The following is a 13636-nucleotide window of genomic DNA, read 5'->3' as shown; positions in this document are numbered from 1 at the left end:
GGCCGGTGGGGATGCTCCCCGAGCCGCCAACATCTACGGACACGGACTCTCTGTCCCCACTGTCACAACCCTGCGCACGATACAGATTGGGCGGCCAGCGGCTCACCCGATTCGGTGACGCCGACGGCCTCTTCCTGCCCGTCTCATGAGACAGCCGAAGCGCGAAGAACACCTCCATGCGAACGACGGCCACACCACCGTCGCGGTGGGAACGTACGCCACTGGCGTACGGCGCCATGTTCACCTGCACGGCGAAGACCACCTCCGGCAGGTATCCCTGACGTTCCGGGACGAAGCGGAGGCCCTCACGCAGTTCCACAGCCAATACACCGTGGCTGTGCGGCCAGGCCCCGCCCCGCTAACCGGACTCGAACAGAGCGTCCGCCAGGCCCTCTGCGGCAAGACGGCACCGATGACCCACACACCCCTGGCGACCCCTCCGATAGTTGCCGGCCCCGGGAAGCACGAGGAGTTCCTCGACCACCTCCTCGACTCCAAGCCGCAGTGGTCCAAGTACCGGACCTGGAGCGACGAGGCGACCATCGCCTCACACGAGAGTCTCACCGTCCGGGCCGAGTTCGACCACGAGGCCCGTCACCGAACCGACATCGCCTGGACGATCGCCGAGTACGACGGACCCGTCGGCGAGAGGCTCTGGCGAGCCACCATCACCGCCGGCACCCCCGTCCCTTTCATCCGGGCGATCACCGACCACCTCGACGACCCGCCCTCGGCAGGGACAACCGAGCCGCACGTTCCTCTGCACGAGGCCGGATGGGCATCGGCGAGCCACCCTGCCCGTACAACGTGGCGAGCCCCAGACCGCAGTCTCACCTTCGAGCACCAACCGCATGCAGTGGGCGACCGATGGACCGTCTTCGGCGGTGACGACGCGAACAGGCCCGCTTGGTCAATCCGACTTTCCCCGGGCGCGCCCCAGGGCCTCCTCGCCCAGCTCACCTCCATCGCGGCCGGCGCCACCTCGCCGCCGCCTTCTACCTCGCGGCGCTCATCTCCCCTTCCCCGGCTCCCGGTCCCTCTTCCCCAACGGCATAGCCGCATCCGCTGAATCTCGTTGCCAGCCACCGCCTCGCCTGAACCACCCTCGGATGCTGCCCCTCGACGGTCAGAAAGCCCCGATCACTGCCCGACTGATGCGTTCCGGCTCTCAGCATGGGGTACCCAAGGGCCATGACTTGGATAGCGCCACTGTTCGCTCTCCTGGGGGTCCTGCTGGGCGCCGGTGCATCAGCCATGAACGACCAACGGCGCTGGCAACGCGAGGAACGAGCCCGCACCAGGGAGCAGCGCGTTGCCCTCTACACGGAGTACCTCTCGGCGCTCGAGAACACTGGGCAGGCACTCCTCACCGTGCTTCGCACCACGTCGGCGCACGAACGCCCAGCCGCCGCGCAGACGGCCTTCACCGCACATGGGCTGGGGGCCGTGCGGCACCGGATCCACGTCCTTGCACCTGCCCCGGTTTCGGATGCCGCAGACGCTATCTTCCGCGCCTTACGGGACAGCCGACGCTACGTGGAGACCGCAGTCTCACGAGACGAACCGGCCCTCGCGAGTTTGAAAGCAGAGATCGGCGAACTCCGAGACCGCCTCAAGGCGGTCATGCGGCACGACATCGCCACCACGAGGTAGCCACAACCGGAATCGATCGCCACCGCCCACAAGTTGAATCGCACAGGCCGGACGAGCATCCGTCCGGCCTCATTCTGGCTGCCGGGCAATGGCGCCCCAAGCGCATCTCGCGGAGCTGCCGAAATTCAAAGTGATCACTCCACCATGACCCCTATCCTGCCGGGCACCATCAGCCCCTCAGGACGAGGATTCCAAGATGACGACCGACCCTGCCGTCCGCCCGGAGATCATCGACTTCTACACCCGCTCCGACGAGGCCACACGGCTGCACGCCACCGCCACGGGCACCCTGGAACTGGTACGCACCCGCGAGTTACTCCGCCGCCACCTCCCGCCCGCTCCGGCCCGCGTGCTCGACGTCGGCGGCGGTCCCGGCACCCACGCCCACTGGCTCGCCGCAGACGGATACACCGTGCACGTCGTGGACCCCGTGCCCAAGCACGTCAGCCGGGCTGGCGCACTAGACGGAGTGACATCCGAGCTGGGCGACGCCCGCCGCCTCACGGCCGCAGCCGGCACCTACGACGTGGTGCTGCTCCTTGGCCCCCTTTACCACCTCCACGACAAGGGCGATCGCCTCTCCGCGCTGACCGAAGCCGCCCGCGTGGTCCGGCCGGGAGGTCTCGTCGCCGCAGCTGCGATCTCGCGATATTCGCCTCTCCTCGACTACATCGCCACCACCGGCATCACCGAGCCCGCCGTCCAGGACGGAGTCCGGGACACGCTCAACCAGGGCCGCTACGCCGGACAGCGAGGTTTCACCGTCGCCTACTTCCAGACCTCAGACGAGCTTCGCGAGGAAGTCACCGAGGCAGGCTTCGCGGACCCGACCCTGTACGGCGTTGAAGGACCCGGCTGGGTGGCGGTCAAGGCCATCGAGAAGTACGCCGACACCAATCTTCTGGGTATGCCGATGTACGACGCTGCCCTCGCGGCAGCGCGCCTTGCAGAACCGCACGATGCGCTCATTGACGCCTCTGCCCACATTCTTGCCATGACCCACACCTGACCGATCTCGGCAAGGAAGACGCGGCGGCCGGGCCCTGGCGTATCCCAAAGACGACCGGAACCCTCAGGGGGCCGAGCAACTCGGACCCCCTAGGCCGTGTTGCTAGGGAAGGCTGGTGAGTCGGGTACACCTCAGACTTCGCCGTCGAGCAGCGCCATGCCCAGCACGGGCTGCGCCTCCCGCCTGCGACGGTGCAGCCGCGTGGTGTCCATCTCGCTGCGTAAACTACTGACTCGTGTGCCTGTCTGTGATGTCAACGTGCACACTGACGGTTTCCCGTTCGTCCGAAGGACTGAGTCGTGCCCGACCGACCTGAGATTGTCTGCATCTGCGGCTCTACCCGGTTCGCGGACGAGATGCGTGCGGCGAACCGTGATCTGACCTTCGCAGGTGTCATCGTCGTCGCGCCAGGCGAAGCAGACGAGTTGATCACCAACGAGCAGAAGACCGCGCTGGACGCTCTCCACCTGCGCAAGATCGACCTGGCTGACCGGGTTCTGGTCGTCAACCCCGGCGGGTATATCGGCGAGTCCACGAGCAGGGAGATCGCATATGCCCACGCCGCCGGCAAGCCGATCTCGTTCACCGATCCCGTCTGACCAGTAGACGCTTCGTGGTGCGCGCGGGCAACGAGTCTCGGTCAGCCTCGGAGCGTATTGCTAGAGGGTCTTCGAAGTCATCGGGCGCAGCCTTGTGCTTGTGTCGCGCGACGTGATCCCCCGTCCGCCCGAACGTCTGCACGGAAGATGCGAACGAGCCCGATCAGGGGCTCTGGCCGAGCAGGTGTCCTAACGGATGGCTGGGCGATACATAGCGCACGATCCCCGGTTTCCGAAACCGGGGATCCTGCCGAAGATGGACTACACCACCGCCACGCCCTACCCGCCCACAGAAAGGAGCCCGCCGACACCCCGCACCTCGCCCCGACGCCACCAGCCTTGACGGCCCAGGGGCGGCGCCGTCCCGACTACAACGGCCTATGCTGCAGCGTAGGACAGCCGGAACAGCTCCACCGCCCGCTCCACGTCTCTCTCCGAGCGCAGTTGCATCTCAAGATCGCCCGTACCGTGATGCCCAAGTCCCCTTACGTCCCTGGTGAAGCCGGGTACGAGGTCGATGGCCTCCGGGGTTGCCTTGAGGTAGACGAGCAGCTTGTCCTGCCGCGACGTCACACAGGCGAAGTTCCGCAGGCGCTGGTACGCGTCGTACTGCTTGCGCTCGACCTTCGTAACGTCGGCCCCCAGACCCAGCAGCACTTCGTCAACCGCTGCAGCCAGCTCCACCATCGCCCCCGCCGAATTCGGCCGCGAAACCGCCCCGTCGGCATTCCTGCGGCGAATACGGAGGGCCGCTTTGGGCTGCGCCGCGACGGAAGCGACCGTCTCCAGCGCGATGAGGCCCTTCCCGTAAAGGCGGTAACGCACGAGGTCGATCGACCGGCGGTGCTCCCGGACCGCGTGAAGGTCGTAACGGGTGTAGTCCCCCGCGACACAGATCAGCCTGGGCGCCTTCCACATCACCTGCGCGCCAGCCGCAGAGCCCAGGCGCTCGCGCACCAGGGCATGGAACTCCTGCCGGTGGTCGACCAACCAGGCCATATAGAACAGGCCCTGCGACAAGACACCAGGGTCGGTAGCCCTCTTGTACTCGATGATCACGGGCGAGCCGTTCTCGTCCAGCCCGAGCGAATCAATGCGCCCGCCGTGGACAGGGCCAGTGCTGTACTCGCTGGCCAGGAACCGCACCCCGAGCATGACCTCCATCGCACCTTCGACGAGAGCCTGCACCTCTGCCTCTTCATCGGCCAATCGCGGCACGACCTCCGTCACGCCACCCTTCGTGCTGAACAACCTCAGCTTCGACACCCCCCATCGTCGACCTCCCCCAACACGAACGGCTTCGGGTCTATTTCCAAAGGCGGCCGACCCCCTTGACCGACTACGGAGCGTGAACGGGGGCTAGGGACGGCTGCCGCACCTCCCTGCAGACGAAAAGCCGCCTTACCCACCAGGCTCTGCGCCCGGCAGGGAAGGCGGCTTTTCATGCATGACACCCCGTCAGGACGGGAGTCGATCGTGCGTCGTGCGTGCGTCAGACGTGCGTCACGTGCGTCAGATCTGCGTCAAGATATCGCCCGTAACGCGCGTAGCGCACATAACGCACACTCGACTAAAGCGCAGGTCAGGCGCCCTTTGCCATCGGTTCAAGGATGGCGACGCATTCAACATGGTGGGTCATCGGGAAGAGCTGGACACACCCAGGCAGACACGCCAGGCACAGTACGACGCGATCACCGCCTGGGGCATCCCCAACATCTCGCTCCTCGGACGGGTGACGGCCATCCAGACACCAGTGTTCGTCGCCAACGGCGACAGCGACCCCATGATCCTCCCCCGCTGCTCCCACCTGCTCGCCGGTCTGATCCCGCAGGCACGACTGAAGATCTACCCCGACGCGGCCCACGGGTTCCTGTTCCAGCACCACGCCGAGTTCGCCGCCGACGTCGAAGCGTTCCTCACCGATCCGCAGTAGCCGGAAGGACGAGAAGTGATGACGGATCTACTCCATGAAATCGTGGAGGCCCACGGCGGTCTCCGCGCACCTGATCCAGGGCGGCGCCGTGTGGGGGCCGAAGGGCCAGCAGGGCGTGCTCGACGACGTCCGCATCACGGCCGGCAGCCCCGGCGCCCACTGCTTCGCGGGCTTCACTCAGGTCTCCGGGATCACCCTCCCGACCGAGCACCGTATCCTCCCGCGCACACCCGAAGGCCAGGCGCTGGCCGAACCGGTGCTCGTCTCCATCGACCTCAGCGACATCACCTTCGCCTGATCACCCCCGACACCCCGGCGGGTGCCCGAGCCCCGCCACCCGGACCGCACTGCTCCAACCCTTCAGAAGGGTCAGCACTCATGAATGCGCAATCTCTCGGCTACGCCGTACACGTCTCCGACCCGATGCCGATCAGCGTCACCGAACCCCTGCCCAACGGCGAGGGGCGCACGTGCCAGCCGATCTCGACCACCCTCGTCCACGGCGAGCGGGATGCCGTCCTCGTCGACCCGCCGTTCACCGTGGGCCAGATCGAGGAGGTCGCCGCATGGGTGGCCGCCAGCGGGAAGAACATCACCGCCGTCATCGCCACCCACGGCCACGGCGATCACTGGTTCGGCGACAACGAGTTCGCCCAGCGGTTCGACGCGCCCGTCGTGGCCACCGCCGGCACCATCGCCGTCATGCACGGCAACGTCGAAGCCCGCCCCTTCGCCTGGGACAAACTCTGGCCCGGCCAGATCCCCGACACCCCGGTCACCGCCGTCACCGTCCCCGGCAACACCCTCACCCTCGAAGGGCACGACCTGCACCTCGTCGAGGTCGGCCACACCGACACCGAGCAGACCAGCGTCCTGCACGTCCCCGAGCTCGGCCTCGTCGTCGCCGGCGACGCGCTCTACAACGGCGCCCACATGTACGTCGGCGAGTCGGCCGGGGGCGGCCTGGACGCCTGGCGCGACGCCATCAGCACCGTCGAGGCCCTCGCACCCCGCCACATCGTCGCCGGCCACAAGAACAAGGACCTCGACGACGACGCCACCCGCGTCATCGCCGAGACCCGCCGGTACCTCGACAACGCCGAGGCGGCGCTGAAGGCGTGCTCCTCCGCGACCGAGTTCTTCCACACGATGCTCGACCGCCACCCCGACCTCCCCTACGGCAAGACCCTCCTGTGGGTCGGCGCGAAGGCGCTCTACGCCCTGCGCGAGCCGGGTGCCGACCCCGTCGCCGCCTCGGTGGGAGCCTGGTTCTAGCAGCGCCCCTCACGCACCACGCGGCCGGTCGGATGGCTCCACCCCGGGCGCCGGGCACGGAGGCCGCACGACTCACCCGGTCGCGTGACACCGAAAGACCCGGTGCGGCGCCGACCTTGGTACAGCTTGTGACCAGGGCCGCTCGCGACGCCCGAGAGCAAGCACGGAGGTGGGCATGACCATTCCACCGGAGACAGCGCCGGCGTCTCGCGGACAGACCGAACGGGTGCACCCCGCGACGACACATCTGATCGTGCTGCCGGGCGGGGGCTACACGACGCATGCCCCGCACGAGGCGGAGCCGATCGTCGCGTGGCTCTCCACGCTGGGCCTGTCGGCGAGCGTCTTCCGCTACCCGCTCCACGTGCGCCATCCCGAACCTCTGGTCGCCCTGCAAGCCGAGATCCGCCGCAGACGCGAACAGGGAGCGGTCCGCATCGGACTGATCGGCTTCTCGGCCGGCGGGCATCTCGCGGGCCTGGCCGCACTCGCCCCCGGCGGCGATCCACTCGAGTCTGTCCAGTTCGCCCTCCTCGGCTACGCGATCACATCGATGGAGACCGAGACCTACCGACCCGCGCGGCTGATCCTGCTCGGCGAGAACGCCTCACGGCAACTGCGCCGCCAGACAAGCCTCGACGCGCTGGTGACCGAGGCATCGCCGCCCTTCTTCCTCTGGCACACCGCCGAAGACATCTACGTCCCGCCGGAACACACCTACCGGCTCGCCTCGGCATTGGCCGCGCACGAGGTACCGCACACCGTGCACGTCTTCGCCCACGGCCCGCACAGTCTCGGTCTGGCCCGGGATGCCGGCCAAGCCGCGGCGTGGACGAAGCTCGCGCAATCGTGGATCACCGAACAGGTCCGCATGCAGCAGCCAGGTACACCCTGACCAGATCGCCCGCGCGCACGCCGACCCCCGCGACCACGTGGTCGCGGGGGTCGGCAGTCGGGCACTCTTCGCGTTCATGTCCCGTCTCGCACAGCCACGGACAGCGATCCCCGGAGCGCCGCGTCTCACCTTGCGGACGCGGATGGAAGGCTTGGGGCATGGCCCTTCGAGCATGGCTGGACGTCTGGCGTTCCTGGCAGCCGGGGCACGCGCCCGCGCTGCTGGTGATCCCGCTCGGGCTGATCGTCACCGTGTGCGTGGTGGATGTACTGGCCCCGCCGCACGTCCACCTCGGTCCACTGCTCGTGGCAGCGCCCGCGATCACGGTGGCGTTCGCCGGCGCCCTTACGACGGCGGTAATGGGGGCTCTTGCGGTGGCAGCCCAGGTGCTGATCGGCGTGCTCAGAGGGGTCTTGGGCACCGCCAATATCCAGGCCCAGATCGCCGCCCTGATCGTCGTCTCGGCCCTCTGTGTCACCGTCTGTGTGGTGCGAGGCCGACACGAGCAGCAGCTGCACCAGGTGCGTTCGGTGGCCGAGGCAGCCCAAAGAGTGCTGTTGCAGCCGCTGCCCGCACGCGCCGGCCCGCTGCACATCGCCGGCTTGTACATCCCCGCCGAGAAGGAAGCCGAGCTGGGCGGAGACCTGTACGCGGCCGCACGCACCGCCCACCACAGCACCCGGCTCCTCATCGGCGATGTGCGCGGCAGCGGTCTGGGCGCCATCAGCAACAGCGCCCTGCTGCTCGGTGCCTTCCGAGCAGCCGCCCATCGGCAAGCCACCCTTCCCCGCCTCGCCGTCCACCTGGACGCCGCGTTCCGTTGGGACACCAGCCAGTGGCGGCCACAGACAGAGCAGGACACCGTCGAAGACTTCGCCACCGCCATGCTGCTCGACATCCCCGACCACGATCCGGTCGTCCACCTCATCAACTGCGGTCACCCACCGCCGCTCATCCTCCGCGGAAATCGGCTCATCCCGCTCGTCGCCGAGGCGAACCACCTTCCGATCGGACTCGGCGGAGCGTTCGGCACCGCCGACTACGACGTCCAGACATTCCCGTTCGAGGCCGGCGACCTGATGCTCCTGTACACCGATGGCGTCATCGAGGCACGCAACACCGACGGACGCTTCTACCCCTTCACCGAGCGCGTCCCACAGTGGACCACGGACGACCCCGACGAACTCCTGCGTCATCTCCAGGCCGACCTACTGGCCCACGTCCACGCACACCTCGACGACGACGCGGCCGTCGTCGCAATCCGCCGCACAGCGTCTGCCCCTCCCCCATCCGACCCGGCCCTGTGAACGAGGGTGGCGCGCCATGTGGTCGAGGCCGCCACAAAGCCGCTCCAGCAGCTGCGCCGGGCCGCATCCGACGGCCGTACGCAGCTCGGGGTCGCCGGCCTGGACGTTGCCTCCCTCTACCAGCCCGCCCTGGCATCCCACGAGGTCGGAGGCGACTGGTACGACGTCGTCCCGCTCGCCGACGACACCGCTCTGATGGTCGGCGGCGTCATGGACAACGGCATCGGCGCCGCCACCATGGGGCGCTTGCGCACCGCCACCCGCGCCTTCGCAGACCTCGACCTGGAACCCGCTCGGTCCGTGCGACGGGTTGAGCGGATGGCCGCCCGACCGGCTCAAGGGCGCCGTAGCCGTAGGCAAGCGCTCGGCCGGTGCTCTCCCGCACCGTCTCCTTGCCCTCGGGCGACGTGACTGAGGCTTCGAGGGACAAGGAGACGGCTGGGTGCTCCCGCCGTTCCGGGATGCCGCGCCCTGGCGGGCACTTACATCGGACACCCTCCTCGCTGTCACACCGTTCACCACGCGGTGTGGGGGTCATATTTTCGCCCGTCCGGTTCAGGCGGCCGCTTCCTTCAGCAGGCCTCGGGTGGTGACGACTCGGGCACTGCCGTCGACCAGCCGGTAGGAGAGGCCGACCACGGCTGTCCGTCCGGTGGTGACCTGATCGGCGAGTACTCGGGAGCGGTCCAGGAGGAGGTCGACGGTGTGCCGTATGTGCTCGGCGATGATGTCGTCGTCCTGGGTGAGCCCGGCGGCACGGGCGGCCAGGACGCTGGGCGTGACGCGTTCGATGACATCGCGTACGTACCCAGCGGCGACGACACCCTCGGTCAGGGCGGCACGGGTGGCCGCGACCGCACCGCACGTGTCGTGGCCCAGCACCACCACCAGGGGGCAGTCCAGCACGCTGACCCCGTACTCGATGCTGCCCAGCACCTCCGGCCCCGCCACGTGACCCGCGGTCCGGACTACGAACAGATCGCCAAGACCACGGTCGAAGATGATCTCGGCGGCCAGACGGGAGTCGGAGCAGCCGAAGAGCACAGCGAATGGACTCTGAGCAGGCGCGGTCTCGGTGCGGCGCGCCGCGTCCTGGTTCGGGTGCTCAGGCGTGCCGGAGGTGAACCGCTGGTTGCCGGCCAGCAGCAGCTCGAAGGCTTCGGACGGAGTCAGGGAGGGGGTATCGCTCATGGCCGCAGGCTATGGCCTGGCCCGGACCGCCACAGCTCGGGGTCCGTCAAACGGGCGCGGGTGCACCGGTCAGGGCAGGGGTCAGGGCACCTGCAGGTCGGGTACGACCTTGCGCAGGGTCTCGGCGGAGATCGCACCGGCGCGCTTGAGGACCGGTACCGGGCCGGTGACATCCACGATCGAAGAGGCGACGGCAGCCTCGGTGGGCCCGCCGTCGAGGTAGACGGCGACCGAGTCGCCGAGCATGCCCTGGGCGGCGTCACAGTCCTGTGGGGACGGGTGCCCGGTCAGGTTGGCGCTGGAGACGGCCATCGGCCCGGTCTCGGCGAGCAGCTCGAGCGCCACGGGATGCGACGGCATCCGGACCGCGACCGTACCGTGGGTCTCCCCGAGGTCCCAGGTCAGCGACGGCAGGTGGCGGGAAACAAGGGTCAGCCCGCCCGGCCAGAACGCCTCCACCAGGGCCCAGCCCTGGTCGGGGAAGTCGACGACCAGCTCGTGAAGGGCGTCCGGAGAGGCGACCAGGACCGGTGAGGGCATGGCCCGGTCGCGGCCCTTGGCCTCCAGCAGCCGTTCCACTGCGTCACCGTCGAAGGCGTCCGCGCCGATGCCGTAGACGGTGTCCGTCGGCAGCACCACCAGCTCACCCCGGCGCACCACCAGAGCAGCCGCGCGCAGCCCGTCGGCCCGGCCCGACCTTGTGGAACAGTCGTAACGAAGGGCCATGGTCGTCCCCCATCCCATCGAGCGCTCGGCCCACACATGCCGACTCACCCCGGCAGGCTACCGGCACGGCCGCCTCGCCCACTCGTACTCATCGAGCACGTCTTGTCCGGTGTCCCGCCCGCCGCCGACGAGGGATTGCCTGTGCCGGCGGATCTTGGGCGTGTGCCATCGAAGGCGCCTGCCAGGCCCTCAGCGACGAGCAGGACGGCCAGTAGGGGCGGCGCTGGCGAGAGCGGGCTGACGGGGCCAGACACCCGTATGGGTGACCCATGCATGGACGCTGGTCTGGCACGGGTAGGCAGCACCGCAGTCCCGGAAAGCCCGCAGACTGTCGTGACCGAAGGAACCCCGATGAGTGAGCCCCTGACCAGGGAAGAACTGGACGCACTCGATCTGTCGGACGCGAAGTGGGGCTCCGACACGAGCGTCCTGGAGGGTGAGGGTATGGAGGTCGCCTACCTGAAGGGCGGGGCGGTCGCGATGCGCAAGGCGAATGAGCCCTCGTCGGTGCTTCGCTACACCAAGGGGGAGTGGACTGCGTTCGTCCTTGGCGCCAGGGACGGCGAGTTCGACCTGGGGTAGTGAGGTCCTCCGGTCCATTGCCCGGCGGATTGGTGCGCCGATCCGCCGGGGGACTTGGCCCGGTCGGGTGGTGCAGGACGGCTGGGCCGTGTTGTAGATGGTGTCGGCGTACGGGCCGGGGTGGGATGGGACTGCCCAGGGTCGCGGCCGTCCCGAACGACGGCCGCGGCAGGCCGTCTCCTCGCCCTTGCAGCTGTCACGTCGCCCAGGAGCGAGGAGATGTCCCTGCCGGCGCGGGGCCGTCTTCTACGACCGGCGGGAGCCGATACGTGCTGGAACGCAAGCTGCTCAATGGCCGGACCGAGGTCACGTTCGTTCTTCCCGCCGATACTCCGCCCGGGCCGGTCAGCGTGGTGGGCGACTTCAACGACTGGCAGCCCGGCATCCACGCCCTGGTGCCCCGAAAGGACGGCAAGCGGGCTGTCACCGTCGCGCTGCCCAGCAGCGGCACGCACTCCTTCCGCTATCTGGCCGCCGGAGACTACTGGTTCAACGACGACAGCGCCGGGGACCGCGAGGGCACCAACAGCCGCCTTCACACGTGAGGAATCTGGCTGGCCCTGCCGCCGGCGCGGCCGGGTGGCGGCCATCGTGGGCCGTGCGGGTCGTCGGCCGTCACGAGCGAGGGCATGGATCGTTGCCCCGGCATGACTGACTTCATGGTGCAGATTCCGGCTGACTGGCTCGCCCGCGTGTTCCTCTCACTGCGGCGCGGCACGTCCGACGACGCACACACCCTGGCGGTGGAACTTCAGCCGTTCACGGAGAAGCCGGGCCAGAGGGTCCCGGTTCCCAGCATCACGATCCTGCGCACCGAGCTCGCACTGCGCGGCGAACTGCGGCAGGTGGACGAAGACGAGCGGCGTCAACGGCTCTCCGAGGAAGCCGAGTACCTGATCAACGCCCGCGTGGGGCAGTAGGAGCAGGTGCCCGCTAACGCCGCCCCGGCGACGCCATAACTCGCCCGGAGCCTGCCTGTGCCCGGCTCGGAGGATTGGCGGGGCCCGGACGGCCACTGCCGCCCAGGCCGTCGCGCCAGTAGGCATCGCCGTCGCTGCCGGCGGCTGTCCCGGGGTACCAGGGGCGGGACCTACTTCGCCGTGGCGCGATGGACGGTGCGGAAGTGGATGAACTCGGCGGGGCGGATAGGTGCGATGCCGATGTCGATGACGACCTGGCCTTCCTTGATCATGTCGGGTGTGTTGTTGGTGCCGTCGCAGATCACGGAGAACGCCTCGTCCTCCTTGCCGCCGAGGAGCGCGCCCTGGCGCCACTGGTCCGTCAGGAACGAGGCGACGGAAAGCCGTAGGGCGGCCCACAGCCGCTCGTCGCTGGGTTCGAAGGCACTCCAGCTGCTGCTGGCCTGGATGGAGTCGGAAAGGAAGCTGACCAGGCGGCGGACGTTGAGGTACTTCCAGTCACGGCTGGTGGAGAGGGTCCGGGCGCCCCACACCAGAAGGCCGCGGCCGGGGAAGAGCCGTAGGCAGTTCACGCCGGCCTCGTTCGCCTTCCCGTGCTCGGCGTCGTTCACCAGTGTCCGGAGGCCGTCGGCACCTCGGATGCTCTGGTTCGCGGGGGCCTTGAACACGCCCCGTTCGATGTCGGTGCGTGCCCAGATTCCGGCGACGTGGCCCGACGGCGGAACCACCCGGGCCGTGCCACCGGTGCCGGGAACCTTCAGCCACGGGTAATACACCGTGGTGAACGTTTCCTCGGTCTCGTCCAGCCCGAACAGCCCCGGGGTCTTGAGCGCGTCCTCGACCGAGGCTTCCTGCCTCGTGTGCAGGATCGCCACCCGGTTGCCCGCCCCCGCGCAGTGCCCCGCGACGGCCTTGGCGATCGCCGGCGCGTCGGCCTCGCTGCTCCACAGGTCCGGGACGACCACGCTGTGCACGTCCGCCACCTGCTCCAGCACGGCGAGGGCAGCGGTGTACGCCGCGGGTTCCTCACCGCTCATGCCGACCACGTAGCACTTGGTCCCACCGTTGGCGAAGAACCCGTACACCGCCTCCACCAGATTCGCCCCGGCGAGCTCACGCCCCGAGCCCACGCCGTACGCCTCGGTGAACTCACTCCAGCCGTGGAAGGGCACCGGCTTGCCGGATCCCTCCGTGACCGGGGCGATGAACGCCGCCGTCGAGGTCCCGGCCCCCACGATCATCCGAACCCCGGAAGGCAGGTCTTTGACGTACACGCCGTCTGACATTCCCAACTCCTTCTTGCGCACCAACAGTCATCAGATGGGCACGGAGCGTGCCCGTCGATGGTGAGCGTAGAGATCAAATCGACCCAGCCACCGGGATCCCCTGCGTTCGAGTGATTCCCTACCGTTCGCCGGACAGAGAGATCGCCGTGTGGTTCACCCGGATCGCACGATGACGACCATGCCCTTCTCGCACCGGCCCCGCGCGGCGGATCCGTGCACCATCCGCGCCCAGCACCTCCACCCCATGGCCACGCTCAGTT

At 68.6% G+C, this 13636-nt stretch carries 16 protein-coding genes and 1 pseudogene; 13 read left to right on the top strand and 4 right to left on the bottom strand.

The window, feature by feature from the left end:
• Positions 1 to 145 precede the first annotated feature (145 nt).
• From ACFYXK_RS12685 to ACFYXK_RS12670, 4 genes are all read left to right on the top strand, one after another.
• Positions 146 to 1069, top strand: a complete 924-nt coding sequence (locus ACFYXK_RS12685) for a DUF317 domain-containing protein (protein WP_389411138.1) — start codon at positions 146 to 148, stop codon at positions 1067 to 1069.
• Between the two features lie 185 nt (positions 1070 to 1254).
• Entirely contained in the window at positions 1255 to 1653 is a 399-nt protein-coding gene (locus ACFYXK_RS12680) for a hypothetical protein (RefSeq protein ID WP_389411137.1), read from the top strand.
• Between the two features lie 196 nt (positions 1654 to 1849).
• Positions 1850 to 2662: a class I SAM-dependent methyltransferase gene (locus tag ACFYXK_RS12675; protein WP_389411136.1), complete on the top strand. Its 813-nt coding sequence runs from the start codon at positions 1850 to 1852 to the stop codon at positions 2660 to 2662.
• A 299-nt stretch (positions 2663 to 2961) separates the two neighbouring features.
• Positions 2962 to 3261: a hypothetical protein gene (locus ACFYXK_RS12670; RefSeq protein ID WP_389411135.1), complete on the top strand. Its 300-nt coding sequence runs from the start codon at positions 2962 to 2964 to the stop codon at positions 3259 to 3261.
• Between the two features lie 378 nt (positions 3262 to 3639).
• On the opposite strand, the gene ACFYXK_RS12665 is transcribed toward ACFYXK_RS12670, so the two are convergent.
• Complete coding sequence (locus ACFYXK_RS12665; protein ID WP_389411134.1) at positions 3640 to 4527, bottom strand: DUF5655 domain-containing protein; 888 nt, start codon at positions 4525 to 4527, stop codon at positions 3640 to 3642.
• Between the two features lie 361 nt (positions 4528 to 4888).
• Between ACFYXK_RS12665 and ACFYXK_RS12660 the strand changes: the two genes are divergently transcribed.
• From ACFYXK_RS12660 to ACFYXK_RS12635, 6 genes and pseudogenes are all read left to right on the top strand, one after another.
• Entirely contained in the window at positions 4889 to 5194 is a 306-nt protein-coding gene (locus ACFYXK_RS12660; RefSeq protein WP_389411133.1) for an alpha/beta fold hydrolase, read from the top strand.
• Positions 5195 to 5228: 34 nt separating this feature from the next.
• A complete protein-coding gene (locus ACFYXK_RS12655; RefSeq protein ID WP_389411132.1) occupies positions 5229 to 5492 on the top strand; it encodes a hypothetical protein in 264 nt (87 codons plus the stop codon).
• Between the two features lie 80 nt (positions 5493 to 5572).
• The gene (locus ACFYXK_RS12650) at positions 5573 to 6469 is read left to right on the top strand and encodes an MBL fold metallo-hydrolase (protein ID WP_389411131.1); all 897 of its coding nucleotides are present in this window, start codon (positions 5573 to 5575) and stop codon (positions 6467 to 6469) included.
• A gap of 175 nt (positions 6470 to 6644) precedes the next feature.
• On the top strand, positions 6645 to 7364 hold the full coding sequence (locus tag ACFYXK_RS12645; RefSeq protein ID WP_389411334.1) for an alpha/beta hydrolase: 720 nt from the start codon (positions 6645 to 6647) through the stop codon (positions 7362 to 7364).
• Positions 7365 to 7522: 158 nt separating this feature from the next.
• Positions 7523 to 8671, top strand: a complete 1149-nt coding sequence (locus tag ACFYXK_RS12640) for a PP2C family protein-serine/threonine phosphatase (RefSeq protein WP_389411130.1) — start codon at positions 7523 to 7525, stop codon at positions 8669 to 8671.
• Positions 8672 to 8764: 93 nt separating this feature from the next.
• A pseudogene (locus ACFYXK_RS12635) lies at positions 8765 to 8998 on the top strand (SpoIIE family protein phosphatase); the annotation flags it as partial.
• Between the two features lie 228 nt (positions 8999 to 9226).
• Here the strand turns inward: ACFYXK_RS12635 and ACFYXK_RS12630 are convergent.
• Both ACFYXK_RS12630 and ACFYXK_RS12625 read right to left on the bottom strand, forming a co-directional pair.
• Positions 9227 to 9862: a carbonic anhydrase gene (locus tag ACFYXK_RS12630; RefSeq protein WP_389411129.1), complete on the bottom strand. Its 636-nt coding sequence runs from the start codon at positions 9860 to 9862 to the stop codon at positions 9227 to 9229.
• A gap of 81 nt (positions 9863 to 9943) precedes the next feature.
• Entirely contained in the window at positions 9944 to 10588 is a 645-nt protein-coding gene (locus tag ACFYXK_RS12625; protein ID WP_389411333.1) for an L-threonylcarbamoyladenylate synthase, read from the bottom strand.
• A gap of 351 nt (positions 10589 to 10939) precedes the next feature.
• Here ACFYXK_RS12625 and ACFYXK_RS12620 point away from each other — a divergent pair, with 351 nt between their 5' ends.
• The 3 genes from ACFYXK_RS12620 to ACFYXK_RS12610 all read left to right on the top strand — a co-directional run bounded on the left by ACFYXK_RS12620 (position 10940) and on the right by ACFYXK_RS12610 (position 12090).
• Entirely contained in the window at positions 10940 to 11170 is a 231-nt protein-coding gene (locus ACFYXK_RS12620; protein WP_389411128.1) for a DUF397 domain-containing protein, read from the top strand.
• Positions 11171 to 11439: 269 nt separating this feature from the next.
• The gene (locus tag ACFYXK_RS12615; RefSeq protein ID WP_389411127.1) at positions 11440 to 11715 is read left to right on the top strand and encodes an isoamylase early set domain-containing protein; all 276 of its coding nucleotides are present in this window, start codon (positions 11440 to 11442) and stop codon (positions 11713 to 11715) included.
• Positions 11716 to 11817: 102 nt separating this feature from the next.
• Positions 11818 to 12090 carry a hypothetical protein gene (locus ACFYXK_RS12610; RefSeq protein WP_389411126.1) on the top strand — a complete coding sequence of 91 codons (273 nt, stop codon included), beginning with the start codon at positions 11818 to 11820 and terminating at the stop codon, positions 12088 to 12090.
• Positions 12091 to 12260: 170 nt separating this feature from the next.
• Here the strand turns inward: ACFYXK_RS12610 and ACFYXK_RS12605 are convergent, their stop codons facing one another.
• Complete coding sequence (locus ACFYXK_RS12605; protein ID WP_389411125.1) at positions 12261 to 13376, bottom strand: phage tail sheath family protein; 1116 nt, start codon at positions 13374 to 13376, stop codon at positions 12261 to 12263.
• Positions 13377 to 13636: the final 260 nt, after the last annotated feature.

Origin of the sequence: Streptomyces sp. NPDC002209, from assembly GCF_042890265.1 — a bacterium.
Taxonomy (GTDB): domain Bacteria; phylum Actinomycetota; class Actinomycetes; order Streptomycetales; family Streptomycetaceae; genus Streptomyces.
The sequence above is the reverse complement of the archived record's forward strand: the minus strand, read 5'-3'. Positions and strand labels throughout refer to the sequence as shown.

Excerpts from the sequence above, each read along its gene's own strand:
- ACFYXK_RS12685 (WP_389411138.1), top strand. The coding sequence starts at position 146 with ATGAGACAGCCGAAGCGCGAAGAACACCTCCATGCGAACGACGGCCAC.
- ACFYXK_RS12680 (WP_389411137.1), top strand. The coding sequence starts at position 1,255 with ATGAACGACCAACGGCGCTGGCAACGCGAGGAACGAGCCCGCACCAGG.
- ACFYXK_RS12675 (WP_389411136.1), top strand. The coding sequence starts at position 1,850 with ATGACGACCGACCCTGCCGTCCGCCCGGAGATCATCGACTTCTACACC.
- ACFYXK_RS12660 (WP_389411133.1), top strand. The coding sequence starts at position 4,889 with ATGGTGGGTCATCGGGAAGAGCTGGACACACCCAGGCAGACACGCCAG.
- ACFYXK_RS12655 (WP_389411132.1), top strand. The coding sequence starts at position 5,229 with ATGAAATCGTGGAGGCCCACGGCGGTCTCCGCGCACCTGATCCAGGGC.
- ACFYXK_RS12650 (WP_389411131.1), top strand. The coding sequence starts at position 5,573 with ATGAATGCGCAATCTCTCGGCTACGCCGTACACGTCTCCGACCCGATG.
- ACFYXK_RS12645 (WP_389411334.1), top strand. The coding sequence starts at position 6,645 with ATGACCATTCCACCGGAGACAGCGCCGGCGTCTCGCGGACAGACCGAA.
- ACFYXK_RS12640 (WP_389411130.1), top strand. The coding sequence starts at position 7,523 with ATGGCCCTTCGAGCATGGCTGGACGTCTGGCGTTCCTGGCAGCCGGGG.
- ACFYXK_RS12630 (WP_389411129.1), bottom strand. The coding sequence starts at position 9,862 with ATGAGCGATACCCCCTCCCTGACTCCGTCCGAAGCCTTCGAGCTGCTG.
- ACFYXK_RS12625 (WP_389411333.1), bottom strand. The coding sequence starts at position 10,588 with ATGGCCCTTCGTTACGACTGTTCCACAAGGTCGGGCCGGGCCGACGGG.
- ACFYXK_RS12620 (WP_389411128.1), top strand. The coding sequence starts at position 10,940 with ATGAGTGAGCCCCTGACCAGGGAAGAACTGGACGCACTCGATCTGTCG.
- ACFYXK_RS12610 (WP_389411126.1), top strand. The coding sequence starts at position 11,818 with ATGACTGACTTCATGGTGCAGATTCCGGCTGACTGGCTCGCCCGCGTG.
- ACFYXK_RS12605 (WP_389411125.1), bottom strand. The coding sequence starts at position 13,376 with ATGTCAGACGGCGTGTACGTCAAAGACCTGCCTTCCGGGGTTCGGATG.